This is a genomic window from Variovorax sp. M-6 (assembly GCF_052114385.1).
In the GTDB taxonomy this organism is placed as follows: Bacteria; Pseudomonadota; Gammaproteobacteria; order Burkholderiales; family Burkholderiaceae_C; genus Variovorax.
In genome coordinates this window covers 1-26,394 of record NZ_JBFREQ010000048.1, presented here as the reverse complement: position 1 = coordinate 26,394, position 26,394 = coordinate 1, and the positions used below count along the sequence as shown (strand labels likewise).

Annotated in this window: 26 protein-coding genes and 1 pseudogene; 11 read left to right on the top strand and 16 right to left on the bottom strand. The window is 67.0% G+C overall.

The window, feature by feature from the left end; genetic code table 11:
- The first annotated feature begins 8 nt into the window (after window positions 1-8).
- Complete coding sequence (locus tag AB4Z46_RS32425; protein ID WP_442287675.1) at window positions 9-743, top strand: MBL fold metallo-hydrolase; 735 nt, start codon at window positions 9-11, stop codon at window positions 741-743.
- Between the two features lie 45 nt (window positions 744-788).
- Here the strand turns inward: AB4Z46_RS32425 and chrA are convergent, their stop codons facing one another.
- The 3 genes from chrA to AB4Z46_RS32410 form a co-directional block, all read right to left on the bottom strand.
- Window positions 789-2,144: a chromate efflux transporter gene (chrA, locus tag AB4Z46_RS32420; RefSeq protein WP_442287674.1), complete on the bottom strand. Its 1,356-nt coding sequence runs from the start codon at window positions 2,142-2,144 to the stop codon at window positions 789-791.
- Window positions 2,145-2,368: 224 nt separating this feature from the next.
- The gene (locus tag AB4Z46_RS32415; RefSeq protein WP_442287673.1) at window positions 2,369-3,352 is read right to left on the bottom strand and encodes a Bug family tripartite tricarboxylate transporter substrate binding protein; all 984 of its coding nucleotides are present in this window, start codon (window positions 3,350-3,352) and stop codon (window positions 2,369-2,371) included.
- 177 nt (window positions 3,353-3,529) lie between these two features.
- A complete protein-coding gene (locus AB4Z46_RS32410; protein WP_442287672.1) occupies window positions 3,530-4,462 on the bottom strand; it encodes a LysR family transcriptional regulator in 933 nt (310 codons plus the stop codon).
- Window positions 4,463-4,664: 202 nt separating this feature from the next.
- On the opposite strand from AB4Z46_RS32410, the gene AB4Z46_RS32405 reads away from it, so the two are divergent.
- A complete protein-coding gene (locus AB4Z46_RS32405; RefSeq protein WP_442287671.1) occupies window positions 4,665-5,564 on the top strand; it encodes a ferritin-like domain-containing protein in 900 nt (299 codons plus the stop codon).
- Complete coding sequence (locus tag AB4Z46_RS32400) at window positions 5,561-6,466, top strand: alpha/beta hydrolase (RefSeq protein ID WP_442287670.1); 906 nt, start codon at window positions 5,561-5,563, stop codon at window positions 6,464-6,466. Before AB4Z46_RS32405 ends, AB4Z46_RS32400 begins: the two co-directional genes overlap by 4 nt.
- Before the next feature lie 16 nt (window positions 6,467-6,482).
- On the opposite strand, the gene AB4Z46_RS32395 is transcribed toward AB4Z46_RS32400, so the two are convergent.
- The 5 genes from AB4Z46_RS32395 to AB4Z46_RS32375 form a co-directional block, all read right to left on the bottom strand.
- Entirely contained in the window at window positions 6,483-6,920 is a 438-nt protein-coding gene (locus tag AB4Z46_RS32395; RefSeq protein ID WP_442287669.1) for a CBS domain-containing protein, read from the bottom strand.
- 44 nt (window positions 6,921-6,964) lie between these two features.
- Window positions 6,965-8,020 (bottom strand): 2-oxoacid:ferredoxin oxidoreductase subunit beta, encoded by a 1,056-nt coding sequence (locus AB4Z46_RS32390; protein ID WP_442287668.1) that lies wholly within the window; start codon window positions 8,018-8,020, stop codon window positions 6,965-6,967.
- Complete coding sequence (locus AB4Z46_RS32385) at window positions 8,017-9,864, bottom strand: 2-oxoacid:acceptor oxidoreductase subunit alpha (protein WP_442287687.1); 1,848 nt, start codon at window positions 9,862-9,864, stop codon at window positions 8,017-8,019. Before AB4Z46_RS32385 ends, AB4Z46_RS32390 begins: the two co-directional genes overlap by 4 nt.
- Before the next feature lie 2 nt (window positions 9,865-9,866).
- Window positions 9,867-11,699, bottom strand: coding sequence for an FAD-dependent oxidoreductase (locus tag AB4Z46_RS32380; protein WP_442287667.1), 1,833 nt, complete (start codon window positions 11,697-11,699; stop codon window positions 9,867-9,869).
- A gap of 161 nt (window positions 11,700-11,860) precedes the next feature.
- A complete protein-coding gene (locus tag AB4Z46_RS32375; RefSeq protein WP_442287666.1) occupies window positions 11,861-12,340 on the bottom strand; it encodes an Lrp/AsnC family transcriptional regulator in 480 nt (159 codons plus the stop codon).
- A gap of 113 nt (window positions 12,341-12,453) precedes the next feature.
- Here AB4Z46_RS32375 and AB4Z46_RS32370 point away from each other — a divergent pair, with 113 nt between their 5' ends.
- Both AB4Z46_RS32370 and AB4Z46_RS32365 read left to right on the top strand, forming a co-directional pair.
- On the top strand, window positions 12,454-13,074 hold the full coding sequence (locus tag AB4Z46_RS32370) for a LysE family translocator (RefSeq protein ID WP_442287665.1): 621 nt from the start codon (window positions 12,454-12,456) through the stop codon (window positions 13,072-13,074).
- Between the two features lie 54 nt (window positions 13,075-13,128).
- On the top strand, window positions 13,129-13,416 hold the full coding sequence (locus tag AB4Z46_RS32365) for an acylphosphatase (protein ID WP_442287664.1): 288 nt from the start codon (window positions 13,129-13,131) through the stop codon (window positions 13,414-13,416).
- 51 nt (window positions 13,417-13,467) lie between these two features.
- On the opposite strand, the gene AB4Z46_RS32360 is transcribed toward AB4Z46_RS32365, so the two are convergent.
- Window positions 13,468-14,391, bottom strand: coding sequence for a LysR family transcriptional regulator (locus tag AB4Z46_RS32360; protein ID WP_442287663.1), 924 nt, complete (start codon window positions 14,389-14,391; stop codon window positions 13,468-13,470).
- Between the two features lie 142 nt (window positions 14,392-14,533).
- Here AB4Z46_RS32360 and AB4Z46_RS32355 point away from each other — a divergent pair, with 142 nt between their 5' ends.
- The 5 genes from AB4Z46_RS32355 (at window position 14,534) to AB4Z46_RS32335 (ending at window position 19,713) form a co-directional block, all read left to right on the top strand.
- Window positions 14,534-15,508: a Bug family tripartite tricarboxylate transporter substrate binding protein gene (locus tag AB4Z46_RS32355; protein ID WP_442287662.1), complete on the top strand. Its 975-nt coding sequence runs from the start codon at window positions 14,534-14,536 to the stop codon at window positions 15,506-15,508.
- Complete coding sequence (locus tag AB4Z46_RS32350) at window positions 15,509-16,744, top strand: CaiB/BaiF CoA transferase family protein (RefSeq protein WP_442287661.1); 1,236 nt, start codon at window positions 15,509-15,511, stop codon at window positions 16,742-16,744.
- A gap of 48 nt (window positions 16,745-16,792) precedes the next feature.
- Complete coding sequence (locus AB4Z46_RS32345; RefSeq protein ID WP_442287660.1) at window positions 16,793-18,577, top strand: acyl-CoA dehydrogenase family protein; 1,785 nt, start codon at window positions 16,793-16,795, stop codon at window positions 18,575-18,577.
- Window positions 18,578-18,640: 63 nt separating this feature from the next.
- The gene (locus AB4Z46_RS32340) at window positions 18,641-19,033 is read left to right on the top strand and encodes a hypothetical protein (RefSeq protein WP_442287659.1); all 393 of its coding nucleotides are present in this window, start codon (window positions 18,641-18,643) and stop codon (window positions 19,031-19,033) included.
- 47 nt (window positions 19,034-19,080) lie between these two features.
- Window positions 19,081-19,713 carry a class I SAM-dependent methyltransferase gene (locus AB4Z46_RS32335; protein ID WP_442287658.1) on the top strand — a complete coding sequence of 211 codons (633 nt, stop codon included), beginning with the start codon at window positions 19,081-19,083 and terminating at the stop codon, window positions 19,711-19,713.
- A 13-nt stretch (window positions 19,714-19,726) separates the two neighbouring features.
- Here AB4Z46_RS32335 and AB4Z46_RS32330 read toward each other — a convergent pair whose 3' ends face one another.
- The 6 genes from AB4Z46_RS32330 to AB4Z46_RS32305 form a co-directional block, all read right to left on the bottom strand.
- Entirely contained in the window at window positions 19,727-21,469 is a 1,743-nt protein-coding gene (locus AB4Z46_RS32330) for a SulP family inorganic anion transporter (protein ID WP_442287657.1), read from the bottom strand.
- A 33-nt stretch (window positions 21,470-21,502) separates the two neighbouring features.
- Window positions 21,503-22,093, bottom strand: a complete 591-nt coding sequence (locus AB4Z46_RS32325) for a hypothetical protein (RefSeq protein WP_442287656.1) — start codon at window positions 22,091-22,093, stop codon at window positions 21,503-21,505.
- 12 nt (window positions 22,094-22,105) lie between these two features.
- The gene (locus tag AB4Z46_RS32320; protein WP_442287655.1) at window positions 22,106-22,876 is read right to left on the bottom strand and encodes a DUF2092 domain-containing protein; all 771 of its coding nucleotides are present in this window, start codon (window positions 22,874-22,876) and stop codon (window positions 22,106-22,108) included.
- A 213-nt stretch (window positions 22,877-23,089) separates the two neighbouring features.
- Window positions 23,090-23,650, bottom strand: a complete 561-nt coding sequence (locus AB4Z46_RS32315; protein ID WP_442287654.1) for a dihydrofolate reductase family protein — start codon at window positions 23,648-23,650, stop codon at window positions 23,090-23,092.
- 71 nt (window positions 23,651-23,721) lie between these two features.
- Complete coding sequence (locus AB4Z46_RS32310; protein WP_442287653.1) at window positions 23,722-24,567, bottom strand: tetratricopeptide repeat protein; 846 nt, start codon at window positions 24,565-24,567, stop codon at window positions 23,722-23,724.
- Window positions 24,568-24,740: 173 nt separating this feature from the next.
- The gene (locus AB4Z46_RS32305) at window positions 24,741-25,697 is read right to left on the bottom strand and encodes an MlaD family protein (protein WP_442287652.1); all 957 of its coding nucleotides are present in this window, start codon (window positions 25,695-25,697) and stop codon (window positions 24,741-24,743) included.
- 237 nt (window positions 25,698-25,934) lie between these two features.
- On the opposite strand from AB4Z46_RS32305, the gene AB4Z46_RS32300 reads away from it, so the two are divergent.
- A complete protein-coding gene (locus AB4Z46_RS32300) occupies window positions 25,935-26,162 on the top strand; it encodes a hypothetical protein (protein WP_442287651.1) in 228 nt (75 codons plus the stop codon).
- A gap of 22 nt (window positions 26,163-26,184) precedes the next feature.
- Here the strand turns inward: AB4Z46_RS32300 and AB4Z46_RS32295 are convergent.
- Window positions 26,185-26,394: pseudogene (locus AB4Z46_RS32295) on the bottom strand (urocanate hydratase); the annotation flags it as partial.

Genomic DNA, 26,394 nt, shown 5'->3' with positions numbered 1-26,394 from the left:
AGCCCCACATGGCCATCACGAATCCGCAGTCCGGCACCAACATTCAGGAAATCGCGACGGGCATCTTTCGCATCAACACGCCGGTGCCCCTGCCCGATGGCAACCTGTTCAGCTTCAACCAGTACCTCGTGGTCGACGACCAGCCGCTGCTGTTCCACTCCGGGCCGCGCCAGCTTTTTCCGCTGGTGAGCGAAGCCATCGCGAGCGTGATGCCGATCGAGCGCCTGCGCTACATCGGCCTGTCTCATGTCGAAGCGGACGAATGCGGCGCGTTGAATCTGCTGCTGGCCGCAGCGCCGCAGGCCGTGCCCCTGTGCGGCGGGATCGCGGCCATGGTCTCGATGGCGGACCTGGCCGATCGCCCGCCGCGCGAGCTCGCCGATGGCGAGGAACTCGCGCTCGGCAGCCACACGATGCGCTGGTTCGACACGCCCCATCTGCCGCACGGCTGGGAATGCGGGCTGATGATGGACACGCACACGCGCACGTTCTTCTGCGGCGACCTCTTCACGCAGCCGGGCAACAGCGAGAAGGCGCTGACCGACACCGACATCCTGGGCCCCAGCGAGGCGTTCCGGCATCAGATGGACTACTACGCGCACGCACCGCAGACGGCCGCATTGCTGGACCGGCTCGCGCAGCAGGCGCCCCGCACGCTCGCCTGCATGCACGGCAGCGCATGGCAGGGCGACGGCGCCTCCCTGTTGCGCCAGCTTTCAGAGGCATTGTCGGCAACGCATTGAGCTTCGCGCGAAGCAACAGGCCGCTGGCCCGGTCGCCGCCGAAACTCACGCAAGAAGGGGCCGCAGAAACGTCAGTGCCAGTCCCGCCAGGCCGGAGGCCAGAACCACGGGGATGACGCCGACCTTGAATCGGAACAGGGCCACGGCCGCCGCCACGCCGATGAGCGCAGAGGGCCAATCGAAGCGACCGCCGAGTCCCTGAGGCCAGAGCACGTGATACGCGAAGAAGACGGCCAGGTTCACGATCACGCCCACCACGGCGGCCGTGATGCCGGTCAGCGGCGCCGTGAACCGGAGATCGCCGTGGGTCGACTCGATGAAGGGTGCGCCCAGCAGGATGAAGAGGAACGAAGGCAGGAAGGTGAAGAAGGTCACCACCGTGGCAGCCACCGCGCCCGCCAGGAAGAGCGCGTCCGGGCCGAAGATGGCCTTGGTCCAGCCGCCGACAAATCCGACGAAGGACACCACCATGATGAGCGGGCCCGGTGTCGTTTCACCGAGCGCCAGTCCGTCGATCATCTGCGGCGCCGTCAGCCACTGATAGTGCTCGACCGCCCCCTGGAACACATAGGGCAGCACGGCATAGGCACCGCCGAAAGTCATCAGTGCCGCCTTGGTGAAGAACCAGCCCATCTGCGTCAGGACTGCGTCCCATCCATAGAGCACCACCAAGGTCCCGATGCCGGCGAGCCACAACGCCAGGCACACGGCCAGCACGCGGCCGAAGCGCCGCCAGGTGAACAACGCATGCTCGGGCGTCGGCGTGTGGTCGTCGATGAGCGCCGGGCCGAGCGACTTGGCGGCCTGGCCATGGCCGCCTCCGATCGAGAACTTGGCGGGCGCGAAGCGACCGCCCCAATGGCCGATGACGCCGGCGGCCAGGACGATGAGAGGAAAAGGCAGTTGCAGCGCGAAGATGGCCAGGAAGGCCGCCACCGCGATGCTCCACAGCCACGCGTTCTTCAGGGCCCGGGAGCCCACCCGATAGGCTGCATGCACCACGAGCGCGGTGACGGCGGGCTTGATGCCATGGAACAGGCCGGCGATGGCAGGCACGTTGCCGTACGCCATGTAGACCCACGACAGGCCGATGAGGATGAACAGCGACGGCAGAACGAAGAGGACGCCCGCGACGATGCCGCCCCAGGTGCGGTGCATCAGCCATCCGATGTACGTGGCCAACTGCTGCGCTTCGGGCCCGGGCAGCAGCATGCAGTAGTTCAGCGCATGCAGGAAACGGCGCTCGGAGATCCAGCGACGCCGCTCGACCAGGTCCTCATGCATGATGGCAATCTGCCCGGCCGGCCCTCCGAAGCTGATGAAACCGAGCTTGAGCCAGTAGACGAAGGCCTCGCCGAAGCTCAGTCGCGCAGGCGACGCGGTGAGGGCGTTCGGGGTCACTGGCGTGCCCTCATGGCGGCACGGAGCGCGGCGACGAGGCGCGCGAAGGAATCGTTCCCGATGCGGTCGAGACCAGCCAGTCAATCATGCAACAAGTATCACTCAATGTGATGTGTGCCATGTCGGCTGGTCAATGGCTTGCTGGCGGTGCGACGATCCGAACGCGCAGCGGTGACGCTGCCGGCTGCGAGTTGCAAGAGCGCCGCCGTGCGTGGCAGCGCGGCTCAGGGTGCGAGACCGGCGGCGCGCACGACGGCGCTGTACTTTCCGGCCTCTGCCGCCACATAGCTGGAGAACTCCTGGCGCGTGCGCAGGTCCGGCTCCGCGCCGATCTCGCGCAGCCGAGCGGCAACCTCGGGCATCCGCAGGATCTGGGCGATGTCCTGCGACAGCCGCGCTTGCACGGATTCCGGGACCTTGGTCGGCGCAAAGACGCCAAACCAGGCGCTGACCTCAAAGCCGGCGAAGCCACTCTCCGCCACCGTGGGCACTTGAGGCAGCAACGGACTGCGCTGGCTGCTGGTGACCGCCAGCGCCTTGAGTTTTCCCGTGCGGATGTTGGGCACGGCGGTGCTCTGCAAATCGAACATCAACGGAACGTGGCCGGCCAGCACATCGGACAGCGCCGGTGCACTGCCGCGGTAGGGTGCATGCAACAGCTTGATGCCGGCTGCCGAGGCGAGCATCTCTCCTGCCAGGTGATTGGAGGTGCCCGGCCCCGCGGAGGCATAGCTCAGCTGGCCCGGATTCTGGCGCGCGACCGCGACCATGTCCGCGACGCTGGCATACGGCGCGTTGGCCGTTGCCACCAGCACAAAAGGAATCGACGCCAGCGGGCCGATCGCGGTCAGGTCCTTGAGCGGGTCGTAGCCCACCTTGCTCATGGCCGGATTGATGGCCTGTGAGCTGACGGTTCCCAGCAGGAGCGTGTAGCCGTCGGCGCGCGCTTCAGCGACATGGCGCGCGCCGATGGCCGTGCCTGCGCCCGCCTTGTTCTCGATCAGCACGGGTTGACCCAACCGCTCGGCGAGTTTCTGGCCGATGTTGCGCGCCAGTATGTCGGCCGAGCCACCGGCCGGATAGGGCACCACCAGCGAGATGGGGCGACTCGGATAGGAATCGCCTTGAGCGCCGGCGGCGCCGGGGCCCAAAGCGGTGGCAAGCGCAAGCGCTGCGGCGGCAGTGCCTGACCTCGGGAGAAACTTCATCGCGCGAGCTCCGTGTCGTTGTGCGGACCATGGGATGCCTGGGGAGGCTGCACGCCCTCCCCTGTCTTCGGGGCATCGCGCCCGCATCGTGACCGAAGGGGGCACAGGCGCAATGGTGTGAACGGCGCCCTGATTTGTCTAATACGTTTCCGAACCGCGAACGATAGCCTGCGCGAATCAGTTGGGCGGTTGGATCCGCTTCGCGCGCTCGCTCAGCGGCGTCGCATGCTGCATGGCCACGGCCAGAAAGGACTGGATGGCCGGGTTGTCGCTGCTCGCCGCATAGGCAAATTGCAGGCGATAGGAGGGCGGCGCGCGGCGGTCGGCGACTTCCAGGAAAACCACGTCGTTCATCTTCAGCAGCCGCAGCGACGCCGGCACCAACGCGATGCCGAGGCCGCCGGCGACCAGCATCAGGATCGCCTGCATCTGCGACGCTTCCTGAACGACGTTCGGATGAAAGCCCGCGTTCTCGCAGGCGCCCATCAAGGCCGCGACAAAGCCGGCGCCTTCGGACGCGGGGAAGGAGATGAAGGACTCGGTCGCTAGCTCCTTGATCCGCACACTGCCGCGGTGCGCGAAGCGGTGGCCGGACGGCACGGCAATCACGAAGCGCTGCGCCTGCAGATCGATCAGTTCGAGTTCGCGCGCTTCATACACGGGGCCGACGACCAGGGCCAGGTCGACTTCGCCTCGGCTCAGATGGCGCAGTTGGCGCGCGGTGGTTTCTGCCGTGACCTGCAGGTGGACTGTCGGGCAGGCTTGCTGAAAGTGCTTGAGGATGGCCGGCAGCACGTCGAGCGCGGCACTCGGCACGAAGGAAAGGCGCAGCGCGCCTTCCAGGCCGAGACCGGCACGGCGCGCACGTTCCATCGCCATGCGCACCTGCAGCATGGTGCGCTGGCAGTCTTCGTAGAAGACCTGCCCGGCCGCGGTCAGGGCGATGCGCTGGCGACTGCGATCCAGCAGCATCGTGCCGAGCTTGGCTTCGAGGTTCTGCATGGCCACGCTCAGCGGCGGCTGCGACATGTTGAGACGAAGGGCGGCTCGGCGAAAATTGAGTTCCTCGGCAACGACGACGAACTGGCGCATCTGGCGAATTTCGAGCATGGGCAGCGTGAGGTTCAGGACTTTCAGGTCGCCATCGTGACCCGATGACCAATACACCGGATGAATGAGTTGTCACTTTAATCGGTATTGGATGTATGGGCCTGCGCTGCCTAGCATGAGGCCACGCCCGGACCGAGGCACACATCAGCCAAGCGCTGAACGGCACTCGGACGACTGTTTCCCCTTGTTCTGGACTGTCCCCATGCAACCTTCCTTGCTCGAAGAAATTCCCGCCGTGCCGAATCCGTATCCGGTGGTCTGCGAAATCGGCTATCCGGAGGTCTGGCGCTTGTGCACGCAGGCGCGGGATCTGGCCTGGGATCCGGTGCGCGACATCGACTACAGCGATTTGCGCGATGCCGACCTGGCGCCGGAGGTGCGCCGCGCGGGCGCCGAATGGTGGAGTTTGCGCGCCTGGATGGAGCATGGCGCGACGCCCTACGGCGCGGAGCGTCTGCTGGAGTCCATCTTTCAGCACCAGCCCTTCGAGATCAAGCAGCATCTGAGCAACTTCATCGCCGAGGAGTTTCGCCATCACGAAGCGAGCTTTCGCATTGCGGAGCATCTGGCCCAATACGAACCTACGCCGCGCGCCGACTACTTCAAGGAGATCATTCCTCGCTTTCATGACGAGAGAGACGAGAAAGCCATGAGCTTCTTTGCGGGCCTGTCGGTCAACACGCTCTTTGAACAACTGTCGGGCGATCTGTTGCAGGCTCGCTATGAAAACGCGCGCTTCGCATCGATCCGCGAAGCCTGTCGCTTGATCCTGCGCGACGAGGCGCGTCACATCCAGTTCGGTCGGATCATCATGCGGCGCTTCTTTGCCGACCTGCCGGCGGATGAAAAACGCACCATCGGAGAGAAGGTGGCCAAGAAGCTGCGCGGCAGCCTTCTGAATGGTGTCTACGCGGTGGTCAAGCTGCCGCCGGACGAGCGCGAGCGATCCGGTCGCAACCGAGCCCTTGCCGCTGCACATGGCCTGGGCGCCACGCATCCGGACGAAGAAATGGACATCATCCGCAAGGGAGTGAACCAGATTCGGGAAGATGTCGGCGTCTATGGGGTGGAGATTCCCCATATTCCTGAACTTGACGCATGAACCTGTTGAGGCGCGCATCGCGTCCCGAGTCGCTCACGGCGCAACTGCGCGAGATCGGCACCCGCTGGCAGCAGGACATCCGGGCGGCCGGCGATCGCACCAAGGCGTTGTATTTGCCGCTGCTGGCAGCCGCGCCGCAACAAGGCTGGCATCTGCAGCGAGACCTGCGCTACGGCGAGCATCCAGGCCAGGTGCTCGACCTGTACCGTCCGTCGGGCGCCCATCGCGCGCCAGTGGTCGTGTTTGTTCACGGTGGCGCTTTCGTGCGCGGGGCGAAGAACATCAATGCGCAGATGTACGGCAACGTGCTTGCATGGTTCGCCCGCCACGGTTGCGTGGGAGTGAATGTGGAATATCGCTTGGCGCCAGAGGCCGTCTATCCGGCCGGCGCGCACGACGTTGCAGCGGCTTGCCAGTGGGTCGACAAGCATGTGGCCGATTGGGGCGGCGACCCGGCGCGAATCTGCCTGATCGGGCACTCCGCCGGCGGAACACATGCAGCCACCTATGTGTATGACCCCGTCATGGAAGGCACGGGGCAAGCGCTGCGCTGCCTGGTGCTGATCTCTGCCCGGCTGCGTGCCGACAACTTGCCGGAGAACCCGAATGCGGCAGGTGTCGAAGCCTATTTCGGCAGCGATCCCGCGCGCTATGCCGCGCGTTCACCGCTCAGCCACGCAGCCCGATCGGCAATTCCATTGCTGCTGGCGACGGCCGAATACGAGAATCCGCTGCTGGACCTCTATGGTCTGGAATTCGCGCTCGAAGTGGCTCGGGCGCAGCGCCGGGCGCCGCGCTATCTGACGCTGGCGGAGCACAACCATGTGTCCATCGTGGCCCACTTCAACACGCAGGAGGCGCTGTTGGGCGAACAGATCCTGGAGTTCTTCGAGGCGAACTGACCGGAGGTCGATCTCCCTAGCCCAGAACGTCGTTCACCTGCTCGTTGAACTCAGCCTGGCTGAGCGCCGTGCCGATCTCCCGCGGCAGCGCATCGCGCACCGAGAAAACCCCCAGGATCTTCGTCCCCGCCACCAGCGGCAGGTGGCGAAAGCCGCGCTCGAGCATCAGCACGACGGCGTCGGATACCGGGGTTTCGGGCGGCACGCAGATCGGGTTGGGCGTCATCACCTCGCGCGCCGTCGTGTGCTCGGGGTCGAGCCCCCGGGCCAGCACGCGCGTCATCAGGTCGCGCTCTGTCAGGATGCCCAGCAGGGTGTCCGGCGGCTCCATGATGAGCACGCTGCCGCAACCGGCGCGAGTCATGACGCAGGCGGCGTCGCGCACGCTGGCCTGCGGGCCCAGGCTGGTCACATGTTTGTGCGAGATGGACTGGAAAACAGTGCGTTCGGCCATGATCCGCCCTCCGAAGGAAGCGCAATGGTGCTCCGGGCCTTGGCTCAGCGCAAGGAGTCGTTGAGCCGCTCCAGCGCCCGGGCGCCGGGGCAGAGCTGGGCCGGCCCCAGCGTGTTGAGCGGCCGCTCGCTGGTGTTGAGCGCCGTGTGCAGGTCGGTGGCCAGCGGGTCGACGTAGAGCAGGCCCGTCACCACCTCGCCCATCTCCTGGTGCCGCTGCATGTGGGCCATGGCGGCGAAGCGGTCGCCCGGGTTGTAGTCGGCATGCAGGCTGCGCAGCCGCAGCAGCGTGCCGTCGTGCTGGCGCACGTCCAGCACTTCGCCCGGCGCCATGTCGACGGCGATTTCCTCGCGCGCGCTGATGAAGTCGATCCGGCTCACCGCCTCGTTGTGTTCGCGCACGTAGTCGTAGCTCTTCGTGCTGCCGGGGTGGTTGTTGAAGGCCACGCAGGGGCTCAGCACGTCGATGAAGGCCGCCCCGCCATGGCTGATCGCCCCCTTGATCAGGGGCACCAGCTGCGCCTTGTTGCCCGAGAAACCGCGCCCCACGTAGCTGGCGCCCAGCTGCAGCGCCATGGCGACCAGGTCGACCGGGCTGTCGGTATTGATGACGCCCTTCTTGCTCTTGGAGCCCTGGTCGGCGGTGGCCGAGAACTGGCCCTTGGTCAGGCCGTAGACGCCGTTGTTCTCCACGATGTAGGCCATCCGCACGCCGCGCCGCATGGCGTGGGCGAACTGGCCCAGCCCGATCGAGGCCGAATCGCCGTCGCCCGAAACGCCCAGATACAGCAGGTCGCGGTTGGCCAGGTTGGCGCCGGTCAGCACGCTGGGCATGCGGCCGTGCACCGTGTTGAAGCCATGCGAGGCGCCCAGGAAATAGTCCGGCGTCTTGGAGCTGCAGCCGATGCCGGAAAGCTTGGCCACCCGGTGCGGCTCGATGTCCAGCTCCCAGCAGGCCTCGATGATGGCGGCGGAGATGGAGTCGTGGCCGCAGCCGGCGCACAGCGTGGAAATCTTGCCCTCGTAGTCGCGCCGCGTGTAGCCGACCTTGTTGGTGGCCAGCGTCGGATGGCGCAGCCGGGGCTTGGCAAGGTAGGTCATGCAGGCTCCTTCTTGTCGGTGGCGCCGGGCGCATGCGCACGCGCCTGCACGTGCGTGCTGATGGCCTGGACGATGAAGCGCGCCGTGATCGGCGTGCCGTCGAAATGCAGCACCGGGACCAGCCGGGCCGGATCGATGCCCAGCTCGTTGACCAGCAGGCTGCGCATCTGGGCGTCGCGGTTCTGCTCGACCACGAACACCCGCGCGTGCTGCGCCAGGAACTGCACCACGCTGTCCGGGAAGGGAAAGGCCCTCAGCCGCAGCGCGTCCAGGTGGATGCCGCTGTCATCGAGCGCCTCCAGCGCCTCCTGCATGGCCGGGCTGGTCGAGCCGAAATAGATCACGCCGAGGTCGGTCTTTTCGGCCGCGGGCCGCAGCACCGGCTGCGGCACCAGGGTCGCCGCGGTCGCGAACTTCTTCAGCAGCCGCTCCATGTTGTAGATGTAGTCGGGCCCGCGTTCCGAGTACCGGGCGTAGGCGTCGCGCGTCGTGCCGCGGGTGAAGAAGCTGCCTTTGGTCGGGTGCGTGCCCGGCAGCGTGCGCCAGGGAATGCCGTCGCCGTCCACGTCCTTGTAGCGACCGAAGTCGCGTCCGGCCTCCAGCTCCTCGGCGGTCATCACCTTGCCGCGGTCGTAGACGCGGCTGTCGTCCCAGGCAAAGGGCGCGCAGAGGCGCTGGTTCATGCCGATGTCGAGGTCGGTCATGAGGAACACCGGCGTCTGCAGCCGGTCGGCCAGGTCGAGTGCCGCCGCCGCGTGCTCGAAGCACTCGTGCGGGTCTTCGGGAAACAGCAGCACGTGCCTGGTGTCGCCATGCGAGGCGTAGGCGCAGGACAGGATGTCGGCCTGCTGGGTCCGCGTGGGCATGCCGGTGGAAGGGCCGCCGCGCTGCACGTTGATCAGCGTGACCGGGATCTCGGCGAAGTAGGCCAGCCCGATGAACTCGGCCATCAGCGAAATCCCGGGTCCCGAGGTCGGCGTGAAGGCCCGCGCACCGTTCCAGCCGGCACCGACCACCATGCCGATCGAGGCGAGTTCGTCTTCCGCCTGCACGACGGCGAAGCGGTTCTGGCCGGTGACCGGGTCGACGCGGAACTTCGCGCAGTACTTCTGGAAGGCCTCGGCCACCGACGACGACGGCGTGATCGGATACCAGGCCGCGACCGTGGCGCCGCCATACACGCAGCCCAGCGCCGCGGCGCTGTTGCCATCGACGAAGATCCGGTCGCCCACCCGGTCGGCGCGCCGCACCTGCAGCCCGACGGGCTCGCGCAGGTTCTCCCTGGCGAAGTCACAGCCCAGGTTCAAGGCCTGCACATTGGAGGCCAGCAGCTTCTCCTTGCCCTTGTACTGCTCGCCGAACAGCTTCTCGACCACTTCCGGCTCGATGCCCAGCAGGATCGCCAGGGCGCCCACATAGACGATGTTCTTGAACAGCTGGCGCTGGCGCGGGTCGTGATAGACCGCGTTGCAGATCTCGGTCAGCGGCATGCCGATGACCCGGATGTCGCTGCGGAATTTCGACGGCGGCAGCGGCCGCGTGCTGTCGTAGAACAAATAGCCGCCGGGCTCGAGTTCGGCCACGTCGGCGTCCCACGTCTGCGGGTTCATCGCCACCATCATGTCGGTGCCGCCGCGCCGCCCCAGGTGGCCTTTTTCGGTCACGCGCACCTCGTACCAGGTCGGCAGGCCCTGGATGTTGCTGGGAAAGATGTTGCGCGGGCTCACCGGCACGCCCATGCGCAGGATGGCCTTGGCGAACAGCTCGTTGGCCGAGGCCGAACCCGAGCCGTTGACGTTGGCGAACTTGATGACGAAATCGTTGACGGCTTCGATCTGCTTCATGGTCATGCGGCCACCCCCTGGGCCGGTGCCCCGCTCGCGGTGCGGCACCCCGACCCGGCCGGCGTCATCTCGAGCAGGAACTTCTGCATGTCCCAGGCCCCCGTGGGGCAGCGCTCGGCGCACAGGCCGCAGTGCAGGCAGACGTCCTCGTCCTTGACCATCACCCTGCCCGTCTTGAGCCCGCCGGACACGTACAGGTCCTGCGCGAGGTTGAGCGCCGGCGCCTTCAGCCGGGGCCGAAGTTCCGACTCCTCGCCGTTGACGGTGAAGCTGATGCAGTCCATCGGGCAGATGTCCACGCAGGCATCGCATTCGATGCAGGCGGTCTCGGTGAACACGGTCTGCACATCGCAGTTCAGGCAGCGCTCGGCCTCCTTGAAGGCGGTGGCGGCGTCGAAGCCGAGCTCCACCTCCACGCGGATGCTGGCCAGTGCCGCCTCGGCCTTGGCCCAGGGCACCTTGTAGCGCAGGTCGTTGGAGGTGTCGTTGTCGTAGCTCCACTCGTGGATGCCCATCTTCTGCGACACCAGGTTGGTCATGGGCGGCGGCCGGACATGGACCGGCTCGGCGTGCAGGAGCTTGTCGATCGACACGGCAGCCTCATGCCCATGGGCCACGGCCGTGATGATGTTCTTGGGCCCGAAGGCCGCATCGCCGCCAAAGAATATCCGCGGCACCGTCGACTGGAAGGTGTTTTCGTCGAGCGTGGGAAGACCCCATTTGTCGAAGGCGATGCCGCAGTCGCGCTCGATCCAGGGGAAGGCATTTTCCTGGCCTACCGCCACCAGCACCTCGTCGCATTCGAAGAAGGCCTCCGGCTCGCCGGTGGGCACCAGCGTGCGCTGGCCCTGCGCGTCGTACTCGGCGCGGACGATCTCGAAGCGCATGCCCAGCAGCTTGCCGTCCTCGTGGACGAAGGCCTTGGGCACATGGAAGTTGATGATCGGAATGCCTTCGTGCTGGGCGTCCTCCTTTTCCCAGGGCGAGGCCTTCATCTCCTCGAAGCCGCTGCGCACGATGACCTTCACGTCGGTGCCGCCCAGGCGGCGGGCCGAGCGGCAGCAGTCCATCGCCGTGTTGCCGCCGCCCAGCACGATCACGCGCTGCCCGATCGCGGTGACGTGGCCGAACGAGACGGAGTTGAGCCAGTCGATGCCGATGTGGATGCTGGCGGCGGCTTCCTGCCGGCCCGGAACCACCAGGTCGCGCCCGCGCGGCGCACCGCAGCCGACGAAGATCGCGTCCCACCCCTGCGCCATCAGGGCCTTCATCGAGTCGATCCGCTGGCCGCTTCGGAATTCCACACCCAGGTCGAGGATATAGCCGGTCTCCTCGTCGATCACCGACTCGGGCAGCCGAAAGCGCGGGATCTGCGTGCGGATGAAGCCGCCGGCCTTGGCCTCGCCGTCGAACACCGTCACCTCGTAGCCCAGCGGCGCCAAGTCGCGTGCGACGGTGAGCGAAGCCGGCCCCGCACCCACGCAGGCGATGCGCTTGCCGTTCTTCGGCTCGGGCTTCGGCATGCGCGAACGCACGTCATCCTTCATGTCGGCCGCCACGCGCTTGAGCCGGCAGATCGCCACCGGCTCGGGATCCTTCGCGTTGCTCTCCTCCACCCGGCCGCGCCGGCAGGCCGGCTCGCAAGGGCGGTCGCAGGTGCGCCCCAGGATGCCCGGAAAGACGTTGGAGACCCAGTTGATCATGTAGGCGTCGCTGTAGCGGCGCTGCGCGATCAGGCGGATGTACTCGGGGACGGGGGTGTGCGCCGGACAGGCGTACTGGCAATCCACGACCTTGTGGAAATAGGCCGGGTTGGCAATGTTGGTTCGCTGCAAAGCGTGCTCCTGGCTGCCGCCCGCGGCCTGGGTGGGGTCGGCGCGGGTCTGCTGAGAGTATGCGCCGCGCCGGGCGGCGCACCACCTTGGTGAAATCCCGCAGCATGTCAGGCCAGGCTCGGTGGCGGCGCTCCAACCAAGCCGGACGCCCACAGCGGGCCTCAGCGACGTCGGGTGGCTCCCGGCCGGACAAGCTCGCGCCGCTCGATGGGGGTCGAGAAAACGATCGAGGTGCGGGTTTCACCATACACGTTGATGGTGCCGACAAAGCGCTCGAGATCGGCGAGGCTCCGGGACACCACGATCATCACGTAGGAGTCCGCTCCGGCCACGTGATGGCACTCCAGCACTTCGGGTGCTTTCTTCAGCTTTTCGAGCAATGCCTTCTTGCCGGGCTGAAGGACGGTGATGCCCACGATCGCCTTGACGGCATAGCCTGCCTTCGAGGTATCGACATCTGCCGTGATGGTGCGGACAACGCCCGCATCCTGAAGCCGCTTCAGACGTTCTGCCGTTGCCGCGACAGACAAGCCCGTGGATTCCGCCAACGACTTGAGCGGCGCCCGCCCGTCTGCTTGCAAAGTAGCGAGCAATCGCCACGCCGCCTCGTCCAAATCTCCACTAGAACCTTTTCTTGTCATCTGCCATTCTCACAAGAAAAAATAATCAAATTTGTTAATGAGACAAGAAAATTCATCTGTGACTCTCGAATCTCATTGACCACAATCTTGAGTGTCATCGAAATGAGGCCTGCATGTCCGACATCCACAACTACACCAGTTTCGTTGCCGCGATCCTTGTCTTCCAGCTGATTCCCGGCGCCGGGACCATCGCGATCCTCAATGCCACTGCGCGCAACGGTCGCGCCGCCGGCATGGCCGCAGTCGCCGGCACCCTTTCAGGAGACATCCTCTTCATGGTCGCCGCGGTCGCCGGCGTGGCCGCGAGCATGAAGGCCAACCCTCTGCTCTTCCAGGCACTCCAGTGGTTTGGCGCAGCCTATCTTTGCTGGATGGGGTTGAACTTGGTCAGGGCAAGGAGCGATGCCGAGTCGCAAGGGGAAGAACCTGGCCTTTCCCCATGGCTGCGCTTCCGCCAAGCCTTGATGGTCAGCGTGACGAACCCCAAGGTGATGCTCTTCTTTGTGTCGTTCTTCCCGCTGTTCCTGAAGCCGGATGCGTCTTCCGTCACGCTGTGGGTGATGATGCTGCACGTCACGGCGATCAGTCTGGCGTATCAGGCCGCGCTTGTGCTCGTGGGGGAGCGCGTCGCCGTCCGCCTGAAGGCGATTCCTTCCGCACGCAAGATCGCCACGCGCCTCGCAGGGATCGCTTTGTTCGGGTTTGGAATCAGGCTCGCCGCAGATATCAAGTAGCGCCGACGCCGGTTGCAAGCTGCAAAAGCGCGCCTGCCGCACTACAGTGCGAGCATGGCGTTCGTCCAGAAGCACCTCATCGTCCATGGCTACGTTCAAGGCGTGGGCTACCGTGGGTCCATGGCCCAGGCCGCCGAGGTGCTGGGCGTGCACGGCTGGGTGCGCAATCGTCGCAACGGCACGGTGGAGGCCCTTGCCGTCGGCGACGCACCCGCCGTCGACGCGCTGGTGGACTGGGCACGTCGCGGCCCACCGGAGGCACGCGTCGAGCGCGTGGAGGTCGTGGAGATGACCGAACCTGCCCAGGCAGCGGCAGGGTTCATGCAGCGGGAGACGCTTTAGCGACGACGGGCGCGCGCCGGCGCAATGATCTTCCATGCCCGCGGGCGAGTTTCAGGCCACCCCGGCGCCCGGTGGTCCCGGCACCTTCTCCACCGCCTCCTCGCGCGGCGTCAGCGCTTCCAGTAGCGAATGCACCAGCGCCGAGGGATCGCCCTCGCGCCAGATGCCGCGCAACTCGGACGGCTGCTCCGAATGGGCCAGCGGCCGGAAACACAGGTTCGGCAACACCACGGCCTGCAAGGACGAGGGCACCAGCGACACGCCGAATTTGCGAGCCACCAGTGCCGCGACCGAGAGCATGTGCCGCACCTCGTGGCGGATGTTGGGAGTGAACCCCGCACGCAGGCACATGGCGACGATCTTGTCGTGGAACTCCGGCGAGAACGGACGCGAGAACAGCACGAAGTCCTCGTTCCGGAGTTCGTGCAACCCGATGTCGGCACGGGCCGCCAGCGGATGGTCTGCCGGCAGCGCGCACACGAAACTCTGCCTGTCGAGCACGCGCCAGCCGATGCCGCCGGGCAAGGTGCGGGCGTGGATGATGCCCAGGTCGATCTTCCGGAGCTGGAGCGCATCCACCTGCTCGAAGCTGTTGAGTTCGTGAACGATCACTTGCACGTCGGGCCGCGCCATGCCGAAGCTTCGAGTCACCTCGGTCAGCCGCGTCAGCAGCGCCGAGCCGACGAAGCCCACGTGGATCGTGCCGGATTCGCCGCGCGCGATGCGGCCCGCCGACGCCTGCGCCTCCCGCGTGAGCGAGAGGATCTTGAGCGCCTCCTGGTACATCACCTGGCCGGCCGGCGTCAGCGCGACTTCGCGCGTGCTGCGCCGCAGCAACTCGAAGCCCAGCGACTCCTCCAGCTTGGCGATATTGAAGCTCAGCGGAGGCTGCGTGATGGACAGGCGCTGCGCCGCGCGGCCGAAGTGAAGTTCCTCGGCCACTGCCACGAAATAGCGAAGCTGTCTCAGGTCCATGGGCGCTTGATTTATCTAATCGGTGGATCAATGGGGCGAAAAAATGTATTGGACCAGAAAAATCGACGCAGCAAGAATTTCGACCAGCGCGCCGATCGGCTCCGCCAGAACATGGCGCGCAACAGACCCAAAGGAGACAGATGTGAAAACCAGGATCGTCGCAGCCAGCGCCGCCCTTGCGGCCTCGGTACTTGCTGCCGTTGCAGCCCATGCGCAGGACTACCCGAACAAGCCCATCCGCATCGTCGTCCCGTACTCGGCGGGCGGCATGACCGACGTGGTGGCCCGCGTCATCGGCCAGAAGCTGGGCGAGCGCCTGGGCCAGCCGGTCGTGGTGGACAACAAGCCCGGAGCGGCCACCATCATCGGCGCCGAGGCCGTGGCCGGCGCGAAGCCCGATGGCTACACCCTGCTGGCCGCCACCAACACCACGCTCACCATCAACGGGTGGCTGTACCCCAACCTGCGCTACGACCCCGTCAAGGCCTTCGTGCCGATCGCGTTGGTGGCGGCGGCGCCGAGCGTGATCGTGGTCCATCCCGCGGTGAAGGCGAAGACGCTCGACGAGCTCGTCAAGCTTGGCGGCACCAAGGCCGGGAACCTGAGCTACGCCTCCTACGGCAACGGCTCGAGCGCCCATCTGGCCGGCGAAATGCTCCGGACCCGGACCCGGATGGAAGTGCTGCACGTGCCCTACAAGGGCAGCGCGCCCGCCAAGGCCGCCGTGATGGCCGGCGAGGTCTCCATGACCTTCGAGCCGGCCTTCACCGGCGTGCCGCAAATCAACGGCGGGCAATTGCGCGCCCTTGCCGTCATGAGCGGCAAGCGCTCGGCCGCCCTGCCCGAGGTTCCGAGCGTCGCGGAACTTGGCTATCCGGGCATGGAGATGTCCGCCTGGGTCGGCCTGGTGGCGCCCGCGGGCACGCCGCCGGCCATCGTCTCGAAGCTGGCGACCGAGATCGAAAAGGTGCTCGCCCAGCCCGAAGTTCAAAAGCAACTGCTGAGCAACGGCGCCGAGCCCGTCGGTCACTACCAGGATGCCTTCGCGGCCTACATGCGCGAAGAAAGCGCGCGCTACGGCAAGGTGATCGCCGACGCGCACATCAAGGCGGACTGAATGCAGGCACAGACGATCAAGCCGCTGTCGCACGTCCGGGTGCTCGACCTCTCTCGCGTGCTCGCCGGCCCCTGGTGCACGCAGAACCTCGCCGACCTCGGCGCCGAGGTCATCAAGGTCGAGCGGCCCGGCGTGGGCGACGAGACGCGCGGCTGGGGACCGCCATGGCTGCCTTCGGGCGACCATCCAGAGCGCCAGGATTCGGCCTACTACGCATCGACGAACCGCGGCAAGAAATCGATCACGGTCGACCTGGCAAGCCCCGAGGGCCAGGACATCATCCGGCGCCTGGCCGCCACCTGCGACGTGCTGGTGGAGAACTACAAGGTCGGGACCCTGGCGCGCTACGGGCTGGCCTATGACGATCTCAGGGAAACCCATCCCGGGTTGATCTATTGCTCCGTCACCGGCTTCGGCCAGACCGGCCCCTACAGCCACCGGCCGGGCTACGACTTCGTGTTCCAGGGCATGGGCGGCCTCATGAGCATCACGGGCGAACGCGACGACCTGCCCGGCGGCGGGCCGCAGAAAGTGGGCATCGCCGTGGCCGATATCACGACCGGCATGTACGCCAGCCTGGCGATCACCGCTGCGCTGGCCTGGCGCGAACGCAGCGGCCGCGGCCAGCACATCGACATGGCGCTGCTCGATTGCGCGATGGCCTTCAACAGCAACCAGGCGGTTAATTACCTGGTGTCCGGCCGCATGCCGCGACGCTACGGCAACGCGCACCCGAACGCAGTGCCCTATCAGGTGTTCGAGAGCCGCGACGGCCAGATCGTGGTGGCGGTCGGCAACGACGGCCTGTTCGTCTCCTACTGCCAAGCCATCGGCCGGCCCGAGCTGAGCGCAGACCCGCGTTTCGCGAAGGTCTCGGGCCGCCTCGTCAACCGCGACCAGCTCCTGCCCCTGCTCGGCGACATCATGCGCAGCGACACCACGGCCAACTGGCTGGAGCGTCTCGAAGCCGCCGGCGTGCCTTGCGGACCGATCAACGACTTCGGCCAGGCGTTCGAGGACAGGCAGGTGCGCGAGCGCGGCATCCGCGTGGACATCCCGCTGTCCAGCGGCGGCACCTTTCCCGCCGTCGCCAGTCCGATGCGCTTTTCCGAGACGCCGATCGACTACCGCGTCGGCCCGCCCGAACTGGGCGAACACACCGAGGCGGTGCTCGGCGGCCAGCTGGGCCTGTCGGCCGAGCAGATCGAAGGCCTGCGCACCGCCGGCGTGATCTGACGCCGCATTTCCGCCGGCAGCTCCTCCTTTCCTGATTTCAAGGTGACCATGTCTTTCCAACCGAACTACTCCGAATACGTACGCCCTCGTCCCGCCACGTCGAACCAGAGCTCGCAGCATCTCGCGCCGGACTGCGCAGGGCTGGATTTCTACGCGATCGATCGGGGCCTTCGGGACCTGCTGTCGCTGTACCTTTCAGCCGACCAGCGCCAGCAGCTGGATCCGCATTTCGAGCGCATGGGTCGGCTGGCCGGGGGGCGCCTGAACGCGCTGGCCACGGTGGCCGACAAGAACCCGCCCGTGCTGCATGCGCGAACGCGCTGGGGCGAGGACGAGGACTGGATCGACTACCACCCGGCCTACCAGGAGATGGAGCACATCGCCTTCGGTGACTTCCAGTTCCACGCCATGGGCCATCGCGCCGGCGTGCTCGGCTGCAGCGAGCCGCTTCCTCCGCTGGCCAAGTACGCCTTCCAGTATCTGTTCGTGCAGTCCGAGTTCGGCCAGATGTGCCCCATCAGCGTGACGGACACCTCCATCCACCTGATACGCAAGTACGGCAGCGCCGAACTCCAGCAGAAACTCCTGCCGCGCATGCTCAGCGACGACATGGAAACGCTGTGGAAAGGCACGCAGTTCATGACCGAGAAGGCGGGTGGCTCCGACGTCGGCGCGGTCGAGACGGTGGCGCGGCAGATCGATGGCCGGTGGCACCTGTTCGGCGAGAAATGGTTCTCGTCGCACACGGACGCCGACATCGCCCTCATCCTCGCGCGTCCCGAAGGCGCGCCCGCCGGCACCAAGGGCCTGGCGCTGTTCGCCATGCCGCGACGGCTGGAAGACGGCAGCCGCAATGCCTACCGCATCGTGCGGCTCAAGGACAAGCTGGGCACCCGGTCGATGGCCAGCGGCGAGTTGCGGCTCGAGGGTGCGTTCGCCTACCCCGTCGGCGCGCTCGACCAGGGCCTCAAGCAGATGATGGAGCAGGTCAACCTCTCGCGACTGTCGCACGCGGTGCGCGCCGCGGCGATGATGCGGCGCTGCCTGAACGAGTCGATGCAGGCCGCCCGGCACCGCTCGGCCTTCGGCAGCCCCGTCATCGCCTATCCGCTGCTGCGGCGGCAACTGCTCAAGCTGATGCTGCCGACCGAAGCAGCGCTGTCGATGGTCATGGCCACCGCCGACCTGATGCACAAGGCCAACCAGGGCGATGCCACGGCACGCGACGCGCTGCGCCTGCTCACGCCGCTGATCAAGTTCCGCGCCTGCCGCGACAACATCGTGGTGGCGACCGGCGCCATGGAGGTGCGCGGCGGCAATGGCTACATCGAGGATTTCGTCAATGCGCGCCTGGTGCGCGACGCGCACATCGGCGTGCTGTGGGAAGGCACCAGCAACATCAACGCGCTCGACGCCATCCAACGCGCGGTGCGAAAGAACGGCGCGCACAACGCACTCAAGAGCGTCCTGGCCGCGCGCCTGGAACAAGGCACGGGGATCCCGGCGCGCCTGCGCCAGGCGCTGCAGACCAGCCTGGACCGCGCGGTCGCGCTGGCCGAATCGGTGGCGGCAAATGCCCGGCACGAAGGCGAAGTGCGCCGCGCCGCGAGCGGCCTCTACTACGCGGCCGCGGCCATCGTGCTGGCCTGGGAAGGCGCACAGCCGGGCGTCGACGCACGCCGCCTGCTGCTGTCCGATGCCCTCGTGCGCACGCGCCTGGTCCCGCGCGATCCGTTGGCCGGCCCCGACGAGGAGGGCGAACCTGCGGGCGATGCCATGCTGCTCCGGGCCGAAGCACCCACGCCGAACGAAGTAGCCGCCCTGTTCGCATGAAGCCGCGGAGCATTGCCGTGCGCCTCGGCGCGGCGTATCGTGTCGGGCATGAAGGAGCAGCCCATGCCTTCACAAGGACGCCAGGTACGCGAAGAAGCGCGCGGCATGCCGCCGATGCCCCCGAGTTCATTGCGCGACTCGGAGGCCATGACGCCGTCGTCGGAAGCCGAGATGTGCGAACGCGCCGTGCAGGCCATCTGGCGATGCCTGGATGAGCATGATCTTCTGGATGAGCACGGACGAAGCGACCTGGCGATGGTCCTCGAGCCGCTGACCGTTCTCGCCTTTGGGAATCGTCCGCAACGGTTGATCAACACCCTCCGATTGCCGAACCCGATCGATGCCTCCCAGCTGTATTGGCTCACTCGCCGGCTTCTGACCCTGATCCCCGAACTGCAAGCGGCGGCGATTGCATTCGCCAAGCCAGGCCGCAACCCGACTCCCCCCCTTGCCTGATGGCGTCGACGCCATGCAACCAGACGAGAATCCGGGAGGAGCCGAACATGCATTTTTCATCTGATGACCTTGAGCGGATCGCCGCCGTGACGCTGGGGCACTACGATCTGCACGCGGAGCAGTTCTGGGAAGGCACGCGCGATCACGACGTCAGTCAGAACATCGCGACGCTCCTGCAGTACATCGAGACGGACCCACCGTTCGAGATACTGGACTTCGGCTGCGGGCCCGGACGGGATCTCGAGACCTTCAAGCGACTCGGGCACCATGCGACAGGACTGGAGGGGTCCGAGCGCCTCGCCGCGATGGCGCGGGCGTACAGCGGGTGCGAGGTCCTGCAGCAGGATTTCCTCAAGCTGCGCCTGCCGGCCAGCCATTTCGACGGCGTGTTCGCGAATGCCGCGCTGTTCCACATCCCGAGCCAGGAATTGCCGCGCGTGCTGGCGGACCTCCACACGACGCTCAAGCCGGGCGGCGTGCTGTTCAGCTCGAACCCCCGTGGCGATGGCCAGGAGGGTTGGAACGGCGACCGCTACGGCGCCTTCCACGATCTGGATGCCTGGCGCCGGTTCATGTCGGCAGCCCGGTTCACCGAACTGGCCCACTACTACCGGCCGCCCGGCATGCCGCGCGAACAGCAGCCCTGGCTGGCGAGTGTGTGGCGCAAGCCGATGCCCTGAGCGCAGTGCACGTTCACGCCGGTGTGTCTGCCGTCTTGCGGCCCTCCATCTCGTCGATGACGTCGGCCACCGAGATCCGGCGCCCGAAGTAGCCCACGCTCTCTTCCAGTCCTTCGGCGCGCAGGATGTCGCGAACCGGTGCATGCGCCGCCACCAGGCGCATGCGGATGCCCGCTTCGGCGAGTTCCTGGTGCAGTTTGGCCAGCATCCGGGCGCCGGCCAGGTCGACCTGGGGCGAGGTCGACAGGTCGCAGACCACCAGCTTCAGCGTGCCGGGAGCGGAGCGAAGCATCTGCCGCACCGCCTCGCGCACGTGCTCGGCGTTGAAATAGAGCAACGCCGCATCGACGCGGAAGGCGAGCACGCCCGGCACCACCGTGTTGTCGGGGTTGCGCTCGATGTCGGAGAACTTCCGCGTGCCCGGTATGCGTCCGAGGGTGGCCACGTGCGGCGACGCGACGCGGCTGATCAGCAGCGCCAGCGACGCCAGCACCGCGACGATGACGCCATTGAGGATGCCCAGCAACAGCACTGCGACGAAGGCAATCATCGACACCGCGAACTCGAAGCGGCTGACCCGCCACAGCCGCTTCATCTCGCCGATGTTCACCAGCCCCTTGACGGCCACCAGCACGATGGCAGCGAGGACGACGTTGGGCAGGTTCTTCAGCCCTTCGGTCAGGAACATCAGGCACAGGCCGATCGTGACCGAGGCGAACACCAGCGCCAGCGGTGTCCTGGCGCCGGCCGTGTCGTTGACCGACGATTGCGACAGTCCGCCAGCCACCGGATAGGCCTGGAACAGCGCCGCACCGAGGTTGGCCGCACCGAGCCCCAGGAATTCCTGGCGCGGATCGATCTCGTACTTGTGCGCTTCTGCCAGGGCGCGTGCGGCCGAGACGCTCTCCACGTAGGACAGCAGCAGGCAGGCGAACGCGAGCGGAATCACGCCGTCCACGTCGCGCACCCGCAAGCCGGGCAGCTTGAAGTCCGGCAGACCCTGGGGCAGCGCGCCGACGACCTTGAAGCCCAGCTCGCCCAGCGAAGTCACCGACAGCACGATGATGGAGGCCACCACCACGAACAGCGCGGCCGGGCGGCCCGGCAGGTACTTCTCCGCCAGCAGCAGCAGGACCAGCGCCACGAGGCCGAAGGCCAGCACGGCGAGGTTGGTCTCGGGAATCTGACCGCCGAGGATGACGAGGCGCTCGAAGAAGGCTTCCCCGCCGCCCTTGACGCCGAACAGCTTGGGCAGCTGGGTCAGTGCGATCGTGCAGGCGGCGCCGGCCTTGAAGCCGAGCAGGATGGTCTCGCTGATGAAGTTGACCAGCGAACTCAGGCGCAGCAGCCATGCCAGCACGCACATGGCCGCGATGAGCAATGCGGTCAGCGCCGCGATGCTGGCCCAGCGGTCCGGATCGCCCTGCGCCATGCCGGCCACGGTGACGCCGACCAGCATCGAGATCGCGGAAGTGGGCCCGATCGCCAGTTGGCGCGACGAGCCGAACAGTGCGTAGAACAGGCCGCCGACCAGGTAGCAGTAGATGCCGTACTGCGGCGGCAGGCCGGCCAGCGTCGCATAGGCCAGCGACACCGGGATGCCGTAAGCGGCCAGGGTGACGCCGGCGATGGCGTCGTTGGCCAGCCATTTGGACTGGTAGGTCCGAAGCCACTGCGCCGGCGGAAAGGCCGCGCGCCAGCCGCGCACTTGGGCGTCTTCCGCCAGCGCCCGTGCAGGCTCAGCTTGTCGAGTCATGAATGAACTCCGGCCAGGGTGGCCGCCGCGGCATCAGTACGGTGGATTGACCACCACGTATTGGGATCCCTGCGGCTGATACCACTGGCTGCCGCACTGCTGGTACACCATGCCGCCGTAGTTGACCGGGACGCAGTTGGCCGGCACGGTGTTCACCATCGAGCCCACCACGGTCGAAGTGACGGCCACCGCGGCACCGACGGCCACCGCACCGGCGACCGGATGGTAGTCATTGTCCCAACCGCCGCAGCAATTGTTGTTGCCGCTGACATTGACGTTGACGTTCCGATTCGCGTTGACGTTGGTGTTGCGGTTGGCATTGACATTGGCACTGCGGCTGCTGTTGACATTGTTCGCGCTGGTGCTTCGGACGTCATTGGTCCGCACGTCGGCCCTGCTGTTGTTGACCTGCGCGGCCTGCCTGCCTCCGCCTGCAGCCGCAGCGCCGCCACCGGCGCGGGCGCCGCCACCCCCTCCTCCGGCACTCGCACGAGCGCCGCCGCCGCGGCCCCCGCCCCCACCGGCGCGATCGCCCGCCGCCTCCGCCACAGGGGCCCACGCGAAGCTGACCAAGACCAGAACGGCCAGGGGAGCCGCGAGCATCTTGCTGAATGATCCGTTCATGGTCGCGCTCCTCTACTTGGCCTTCACCGGAACAACTTCGATTCGGGTCGCCCCCTTGGGGGGCGTGAACCTGAATGTCGCTTCGGTGAAGGCCGGCTTCAGATTCCATTCCATCAGGGTGATCGATTGCGGTCGCGCATCGTCGCCACGGTTGGTGATCACGAGCTTGCGTGGCAAGGGCTTGCTGCCCGTCGTGATCCAGATCTGCCAATCGAAGTCGCCCTGGCGAAAGGCGTAGTGGTCGCAGAGACTGTTCCCGATGATGTCCTGCCCGGCATTCATCGCCGATTCGATCTTGTCGACCGGCGCAGCCGGGGTGCCCCACGTGAACAGGTCGGACATCGGGATCTCGACGCCGTAGCGTTCTTCCAGCTTGCCGACGAGTACGCTGTTGGGCTCCGAGAACTCGACGGTCGAGTAGTATTTCTGCGCAGGGTTGTAGAGCACGACCGTCTTGCCGTCATAGAAGATCTCGCGCTCGGAGCGAACACTCCACATGCGGGCGTGCAGCTTGTTCGGACGCTCCGCATCGACCGTCGCCGAGGCCGTGTGCATCAACTTCTGGCCGTCGGCCAGAACGCGCTCGCCCGTCAGCGAGGTCGAGGCCCGGAAGCGATCCAGGGACTGCAAATAGGCGCCCATGTCCTTGAGGGCCTGGATCGAAGCCGGATCGACAGCATTGACGGCGGGCTGGGCCGTGGCCGGCGCGGCCGTTTGTGCGCCGACGACCTGTGCCGTCAGCGACAAGGCCAGAACGGCGGGCGCAAGTGTTCCGAGTTTCATCTGCTCTCCTTTGCGTCTGCTCGTTCAGCATGCGCGACCGGGTCGGATCGCGAATTGACAAATATCAATCGCAAATGCCGGATACCGAACTTCGCTCACGCGGTCCATATTCCGCCCCCGCGTGACAACGTCGCCGAGTGGCCGTGGGTCGGCGAGAAGCTGCACGCGCTGTGCTCGCGTGCGCACGACGATCTGCCTGGATTCGTGCCGTGCTCAGTGCGCGGTCCGGTAGTGCAGCACCACATTGCCGTTCCTGAAGCGGCGCTCGTCCGTCAGCTGCAGCGCGATCCGCTCCACGATGCCTTCGAACAGCGTGCGGCCGGCGCCGAGCACCAGCGGGTTCAGCACCAGCTGGAACTCGTCGACCAGCTTCGCGCCCGCGAGCTGGGCGACGACCTTGCCGCTGCCCATGACCACCAGGTTCGGGCCGCTCTCGTTCTTGAGCGCGCGCACCGCATCGAGCATGCCGCTCTCGATCAAACGGGTGTTCTGCCACCTGGCCTCCTTCAAGGTCGTCGAGAACACGAGCTTGGGCGCTGCGTTCATGGCGCGCGCCACCTCGGGCATCGCCTCGGCGGCCGCGGGTGTGGGCCAGTACGAGGCCATCTGCTCGTAGGTGACGCGGCCGAACAGCAGCATGCCGCCTTGCCCGGCATTGGCCCGGGTGAACGCCGTCCACTCGGGGTCGGACTTGTGGGCCCAGCCCATGTCGCCGCGCGCGTCGGTGAAATAGCCGTCGAGCGAGACGTTGTTGAAGACCGTGAGCTTTCGCATGGCGGCGGACCTTCCTGCAAAGAGCGGCAGTGTCCCGCCGGGCGGGCGGACCGTCAACGCGGCGCAGCGGACTACGGCGCCGAAGCCGCCAGCAATCTCGCGGTGCGCTCGGCACCCGCTTCGTTCCTGGCGGCCACCGCCACGTCGCGCGCCCGGGTCCAGTAGTCCCTGGCGAGCGCCGGCTTGTCCTGCGACGCCTGGCCCAGCAGCAGCAAGTCCTGATAGATCTTGTCGCTCGCGCCCGCGGCCTTGTCCATCTTCAACGCCTCTTCGAGCAGCGGCACCGCGGCGGCCGGCGTCTTCATGGCGACGTAGGCGCTGCCCTGCAGGCGCAGCGCATTGGCGTTTTCCAATGCATCGTCCTTGGCCAGCGCGCGCTGGGCCTGCTGCGCCAGCCGCAATCCCTCTTCGGGGTTGCCGGCGCCGAGCGCCAGATAGGCCTTCAGGTTGAGGATCTTGCCCCTGACGCTGCAACTGTTGCCGCAGAGCGTGGCGGCCCGATCGAGCGAGTGCCCGGCGCTCGCCGGGTCCTCGGCCTGCACCGCCATGGCGCGCCGCAACGCGGCTTCGGCGCGGCGCTCGGCGCTGAACGCGAGACGGCGCTCGTCCAGCACCAGGTCCAACTGCTTCAGCGCCTCGTCCTTGCGCCCCATACGGAGGTAGACCATCGAGAGGTTGAGCCGCGTGGCGGCGATGGCGTCGTCGTCCTCGATCGATTGTTCGACCCCCAGCGCCTGCTGGAAGAAGGCCAGCGCACGCGGCATGTCGCCCGCCTTGTAGCGATCCATGCCCTGGATGTTGTAGCCCTGGGCCTGGATGCTGGACGCCGAGCGCACGGGCGGCGTCGAGCAAGCGCCGAGCAGGCCCATGGCCACGACGCACAGTCCGCAGGCCATCGATCGCAACCCGAAGCTCATTGAGAACCTCCGCGCAGCAGCGCTCCGGTATTCGCCTTGGGAGCGGCCCGGCGGCTCATTGAGAACCTCCGCGCAGCAGCGCTCCGGTATTCGCCTTGGGAGCGGCCCGGCGGCTCATTGAGAACCTCCGCGCAGCAGCGCTCCGGTATTCGCCTTGGGAGCGGCCCGGCGGCTCATGGCACCTCCCCCGGCAACGGCAGCCCGCCGATGCTGTCGATCGGCAGCGACTGCGGCGTGGTCGGGGTGCCGGTCAGCAGGCTGATCGGCCAGGTCTGGCGCGCGTTGCTCACCATCTGGTTGGTCTGCGTCGCCGCGGCCTGAACCTGGTCGAGCACGCCGGGCAAGCGCTCCGACGCCTGCGCCGCCATGGCCTGCAGCTCGGCACTGGCCTTCTGCGAGGTGGCCGCGGCCTGCTGTACCTTCTCGATCACCTCGGGCGCGGCCTGCGCCACGACGCCGATGGTCTGGCCGGCCCTCTGCAGCGTGGACACGGCACCGCTCTCGATGGTCTTCACGGCCTGCTGCGTCTTGTCGAGCACGTCGCTGGTCTTCTCGGCGATCGCGGGCATTTTCGAGGCCATGTCGCGGCCCGCCTGCAGCGTCTGCTGGAAGGCGCCGTCCGGGTCGGTCAGGCTCTCGGTCAACTTGCGCGCATCGGCGATCACCGGCATCAGCGCCGCCTGCATCTCCTGCACGATCAGGCCGCCGTCCCTGCCGCGCTCGAAGGCCAGCACCTCGCCGGAAGCCACCGGCTGCGCACCGCCGCGCGGCGGCACCAGATCGATCGCCGGCTTGCCGGTCGTGTGGTCCTGCACCAGCCGGGCCCGGGTGCCTTTCGCAATCTGCGCCATGAAGTCGCGGGCAATGCCGAGTTCGACCCGCGCACCCTGCTCGCCGGGCGGCGCCGCGGGCAGCGAGATGGCGCGCACGCTGCCGATCACCACCCCCCGGGTGGTCACGGGCATGCCCTGCGCCATGCCGGCCGCGTCGGGCACCTCGACGAAAAGCCTGTCCTGGCGCTGGAACAGGCCCTGCTGGTAGGCCATCCAGGCCAGCAGCGCGGCGATGACCAGGACAAGGAGAACCACCACGCCGGGGGCCGTCCGGGGCTTTGGGTCGGATTTGAGCATCGGCATCCTCCGTTGAACGACTGCGCCAGGTCCCTGAACTTCGCAAGTATCTCCGCGATTGGTGTCCGGGGAACGAAGTGCTCGTGCCGCGGGCCTGGCGCCTTGCAAGCGACGGCGCAGCGCGTGATGATAGGGATGCCGAGCGCCGCCGCCCTTCTGCTCGGTCGAACGCACCGACGGAACGCACCGTCCCGATTCCCACTGCCGAGACGCGATCGGCAAAACCAAGGAAATTGCATGAAGTACTACATACTTGCCGCGACCGCCGTGCTGGGCGTTCTAGGCCTTGTTCCATCGTCGTCCTGGGCGGTCACGTGCGCCCAAGGCGTCTATCGCGCCGGCTGCGCCGGTCCCAACGGTGCCGCGGTGGTCAAGAAGCCGCCGCCGGCGCAGGTCACATGCGCCAAGGGCGTCTACCGCGAGGGCTGCGTCGGACCGAACGGCGCTGCGGTTCGCAGGCGTTAGGGCGCAGCTCTCGCGCTGACGCTCACTCCACCATCGGCAGCTTCAGTCCGTTTTTCTTCGCGGTCGCGATCGCGATGTCGTAACCGGCATCGGCATGGCGCATCACGCCGGTGGCGGGGTCGTTCCACAGCACGCGCGCGAGGCGCTTGGCCGCGGCGTCGGTGCCGTCGGCCACGATCACCACGCCCGAATGCTGCGAGTAGCCCATGCCCACGCCGCCGCCATGGTGCAG

What these genes read in the sequence shown, in the direction of transcription:
- AB4Z46_RS32425 (WP_442287675.1), top strand. Translation starts at nt 9, where the DNA reads ATGGCCATCACGAATCCGCAGTCCGGCACCAACATTCAGGAAATCGCG.
- AB4Z46_RS32415 (WP_442287673.1), bottom strand. Translation starts at nt 3,352, where the DNA reads ATGAAGTTTCTCCCGAGGTCAGGCACTGCCGCCGCAGCGCTTGCGCTT.
- AB4Z46_RS32410 (WP_442287672.1), bottom strand. Translation starts at nt 4,462, where the DNA reads ATGCTCGAAATTCGCCAGATGCGCCAGTTCGTCGTCGTTGCCGAGGAA.
- AB4Z46_RS32405 (WP_442287671.1), top strand. Translation starts at nt 4,665, where the DNA reads ATGCAACCTTCCTTGCTCGAAGAAATTCCCGCCGTGCCGAATCCGTAT.
- AB4Z46_RS32400 (WP_442287670.1), top strand. Translation starts at nt 5,561, where the DNA reads ATGAACCTGTTGAGGCGCGCATCGCGTCCCGAGTCGCTCACGGCGCAA.
- AB4Z46_RS32395 (WP_442287669.1), bottom strand. Translation starts at nt 6,920, where the DNA reads ATGGCCGAACGCACTGTTTTCCAGTCCATCTCGCACAAACATGTGACC.
- AB4Z46_RS32390 (WP_442287668.1), bottom strand. Translation starts at nt 8,020, where the DNA reads ATGACCTACCTTGCCAAGCCCCGGCTGCGCCATCCGACGCTGGCCACC.
- AB4Z46_RS32385 (WP_442287687.1), bottom strand. Translation starts at nt 9,864, where the DNA reads ATGAAGCAGATCGAAGCCGTCAACGATTTCGTCATCAAGTTCGCCAAC.
- AB4Z46_RS32375 (WP_442287666.1), bottom strand. Translation starts at nt 12,340, where the DNA reads ATGACAAGAAAAGGTTCTAGTGGAGATTTGGACGAGGCGGCGTGGCGA.
- AB4Z46_RS32370 (WP_442287665.1), top strand. Translation starts at nt 12,454, where the DNA reads ATGTCCGACATCCACAACTACACCAGTTTCGTTGCCGCGATCCTTGTC.
- AB4Z46_RS32365 (WP_442287664.1), top strand. Translation starts at nt 13,129, where the DNA reads ATGGCGTTCGTCCAGAAGCACCTCATCGTCCATGGCTACGTTCAAGGC.
- AB4Z46_RS32360 (WP_442287663.1), bottom strand. Translation starts at nt 14,391, where the DNA reads ATGGACCTGAGACAGCTTCGCTATTTCGTGGCAGTGGCCGAGGAACTT.
- AB4Z46_RS32350 (WP_442287661.1), top strand. Translation starts at nt 15,509, where the DNA reads ATGCAGGCACAGACGATCAAGCCGCTGTCGCACGTCCGGGTGCTCGAC.
- AB4Z46_RS32345 (WP_442287660.1), top strand. Translation starts at nt 16,793, where the DNA reads ATGTCTTTCCAACCGAACTACTCCGAATACGTACGCCCTCGTCCCGCC.
- AB4Z46_RS32340 (WP_442287659.1), top strand. Translation starts at nt 18,641, where the DNA reads ATGCCTTCACAAGGACGCCAGGTACGCGAAGAAGCGCGCGGCATGCCG.
- AB4Z46_RS32335 (WP_442287658.1), top strand. Translation starts at nt 19,081, where the DNA reads ATGCATTTTTCATCTGATGACCTTGAGCGGATCGCCGCCGTGACGCTG.
- AB4Z46_RS32330 (WP_442287657.1), bottom strand. Translation starts at nt 21,469, where the DNA reads ATGACTCGACAAGCTGAGCCTGCACGGGCGCTGGCGGAAGACGCCCAA.
- AB4Z46_RS32325 (WP_442287656.1), bottom strand. Translation starts at nt 22,093, where the DNA reads ATGAACGGATCATTCAGCAAGATGCTCGCGGCTCCCCTGGCCGTTCTG.
- AB4Z46_RS32320 (WP_442287655.1), bottom strand. Translation starts at nt 22,876, where the DNA reads ATGAAACTCGGAACACTTGCGCCCGCCGTTCTGGCCTTGTCGCTGACG.
- AB4Z46_RS32315 (WP_442287654.1), bottom strand. Translation starts at nt 23,650, where the DNA reads ATGCGAAAGCTCACGGTCTTCAACAACGTCTCGCTCGACGGCTATTTC.
- AB4Z46_RS32310 (WP_442287653.1), bottom strand. Translation starts at nt 24,567, where the DNA reads ATGAGCTTCGGGTTGCGATCGATGGCCTGCGGACTGTGCGTCGTGGCC.
- AB4Z46_RS32305 (WP_442287652.1), bottom strand. Translation starts at nt 25,697, where the DNA reads ATGCTCAAATCCGACCCAAAGCCCCGGACGGCCCCCGGCGTGGTGGTT.
- AB4Z46_RS32300 (WP_442287651.1), top strand. Translation starts at nt 25,935, where the DNA reads ATGAAGTACTACATACTTGCCGCGACCGCCGTGCTGGGCGTTCTAGGC.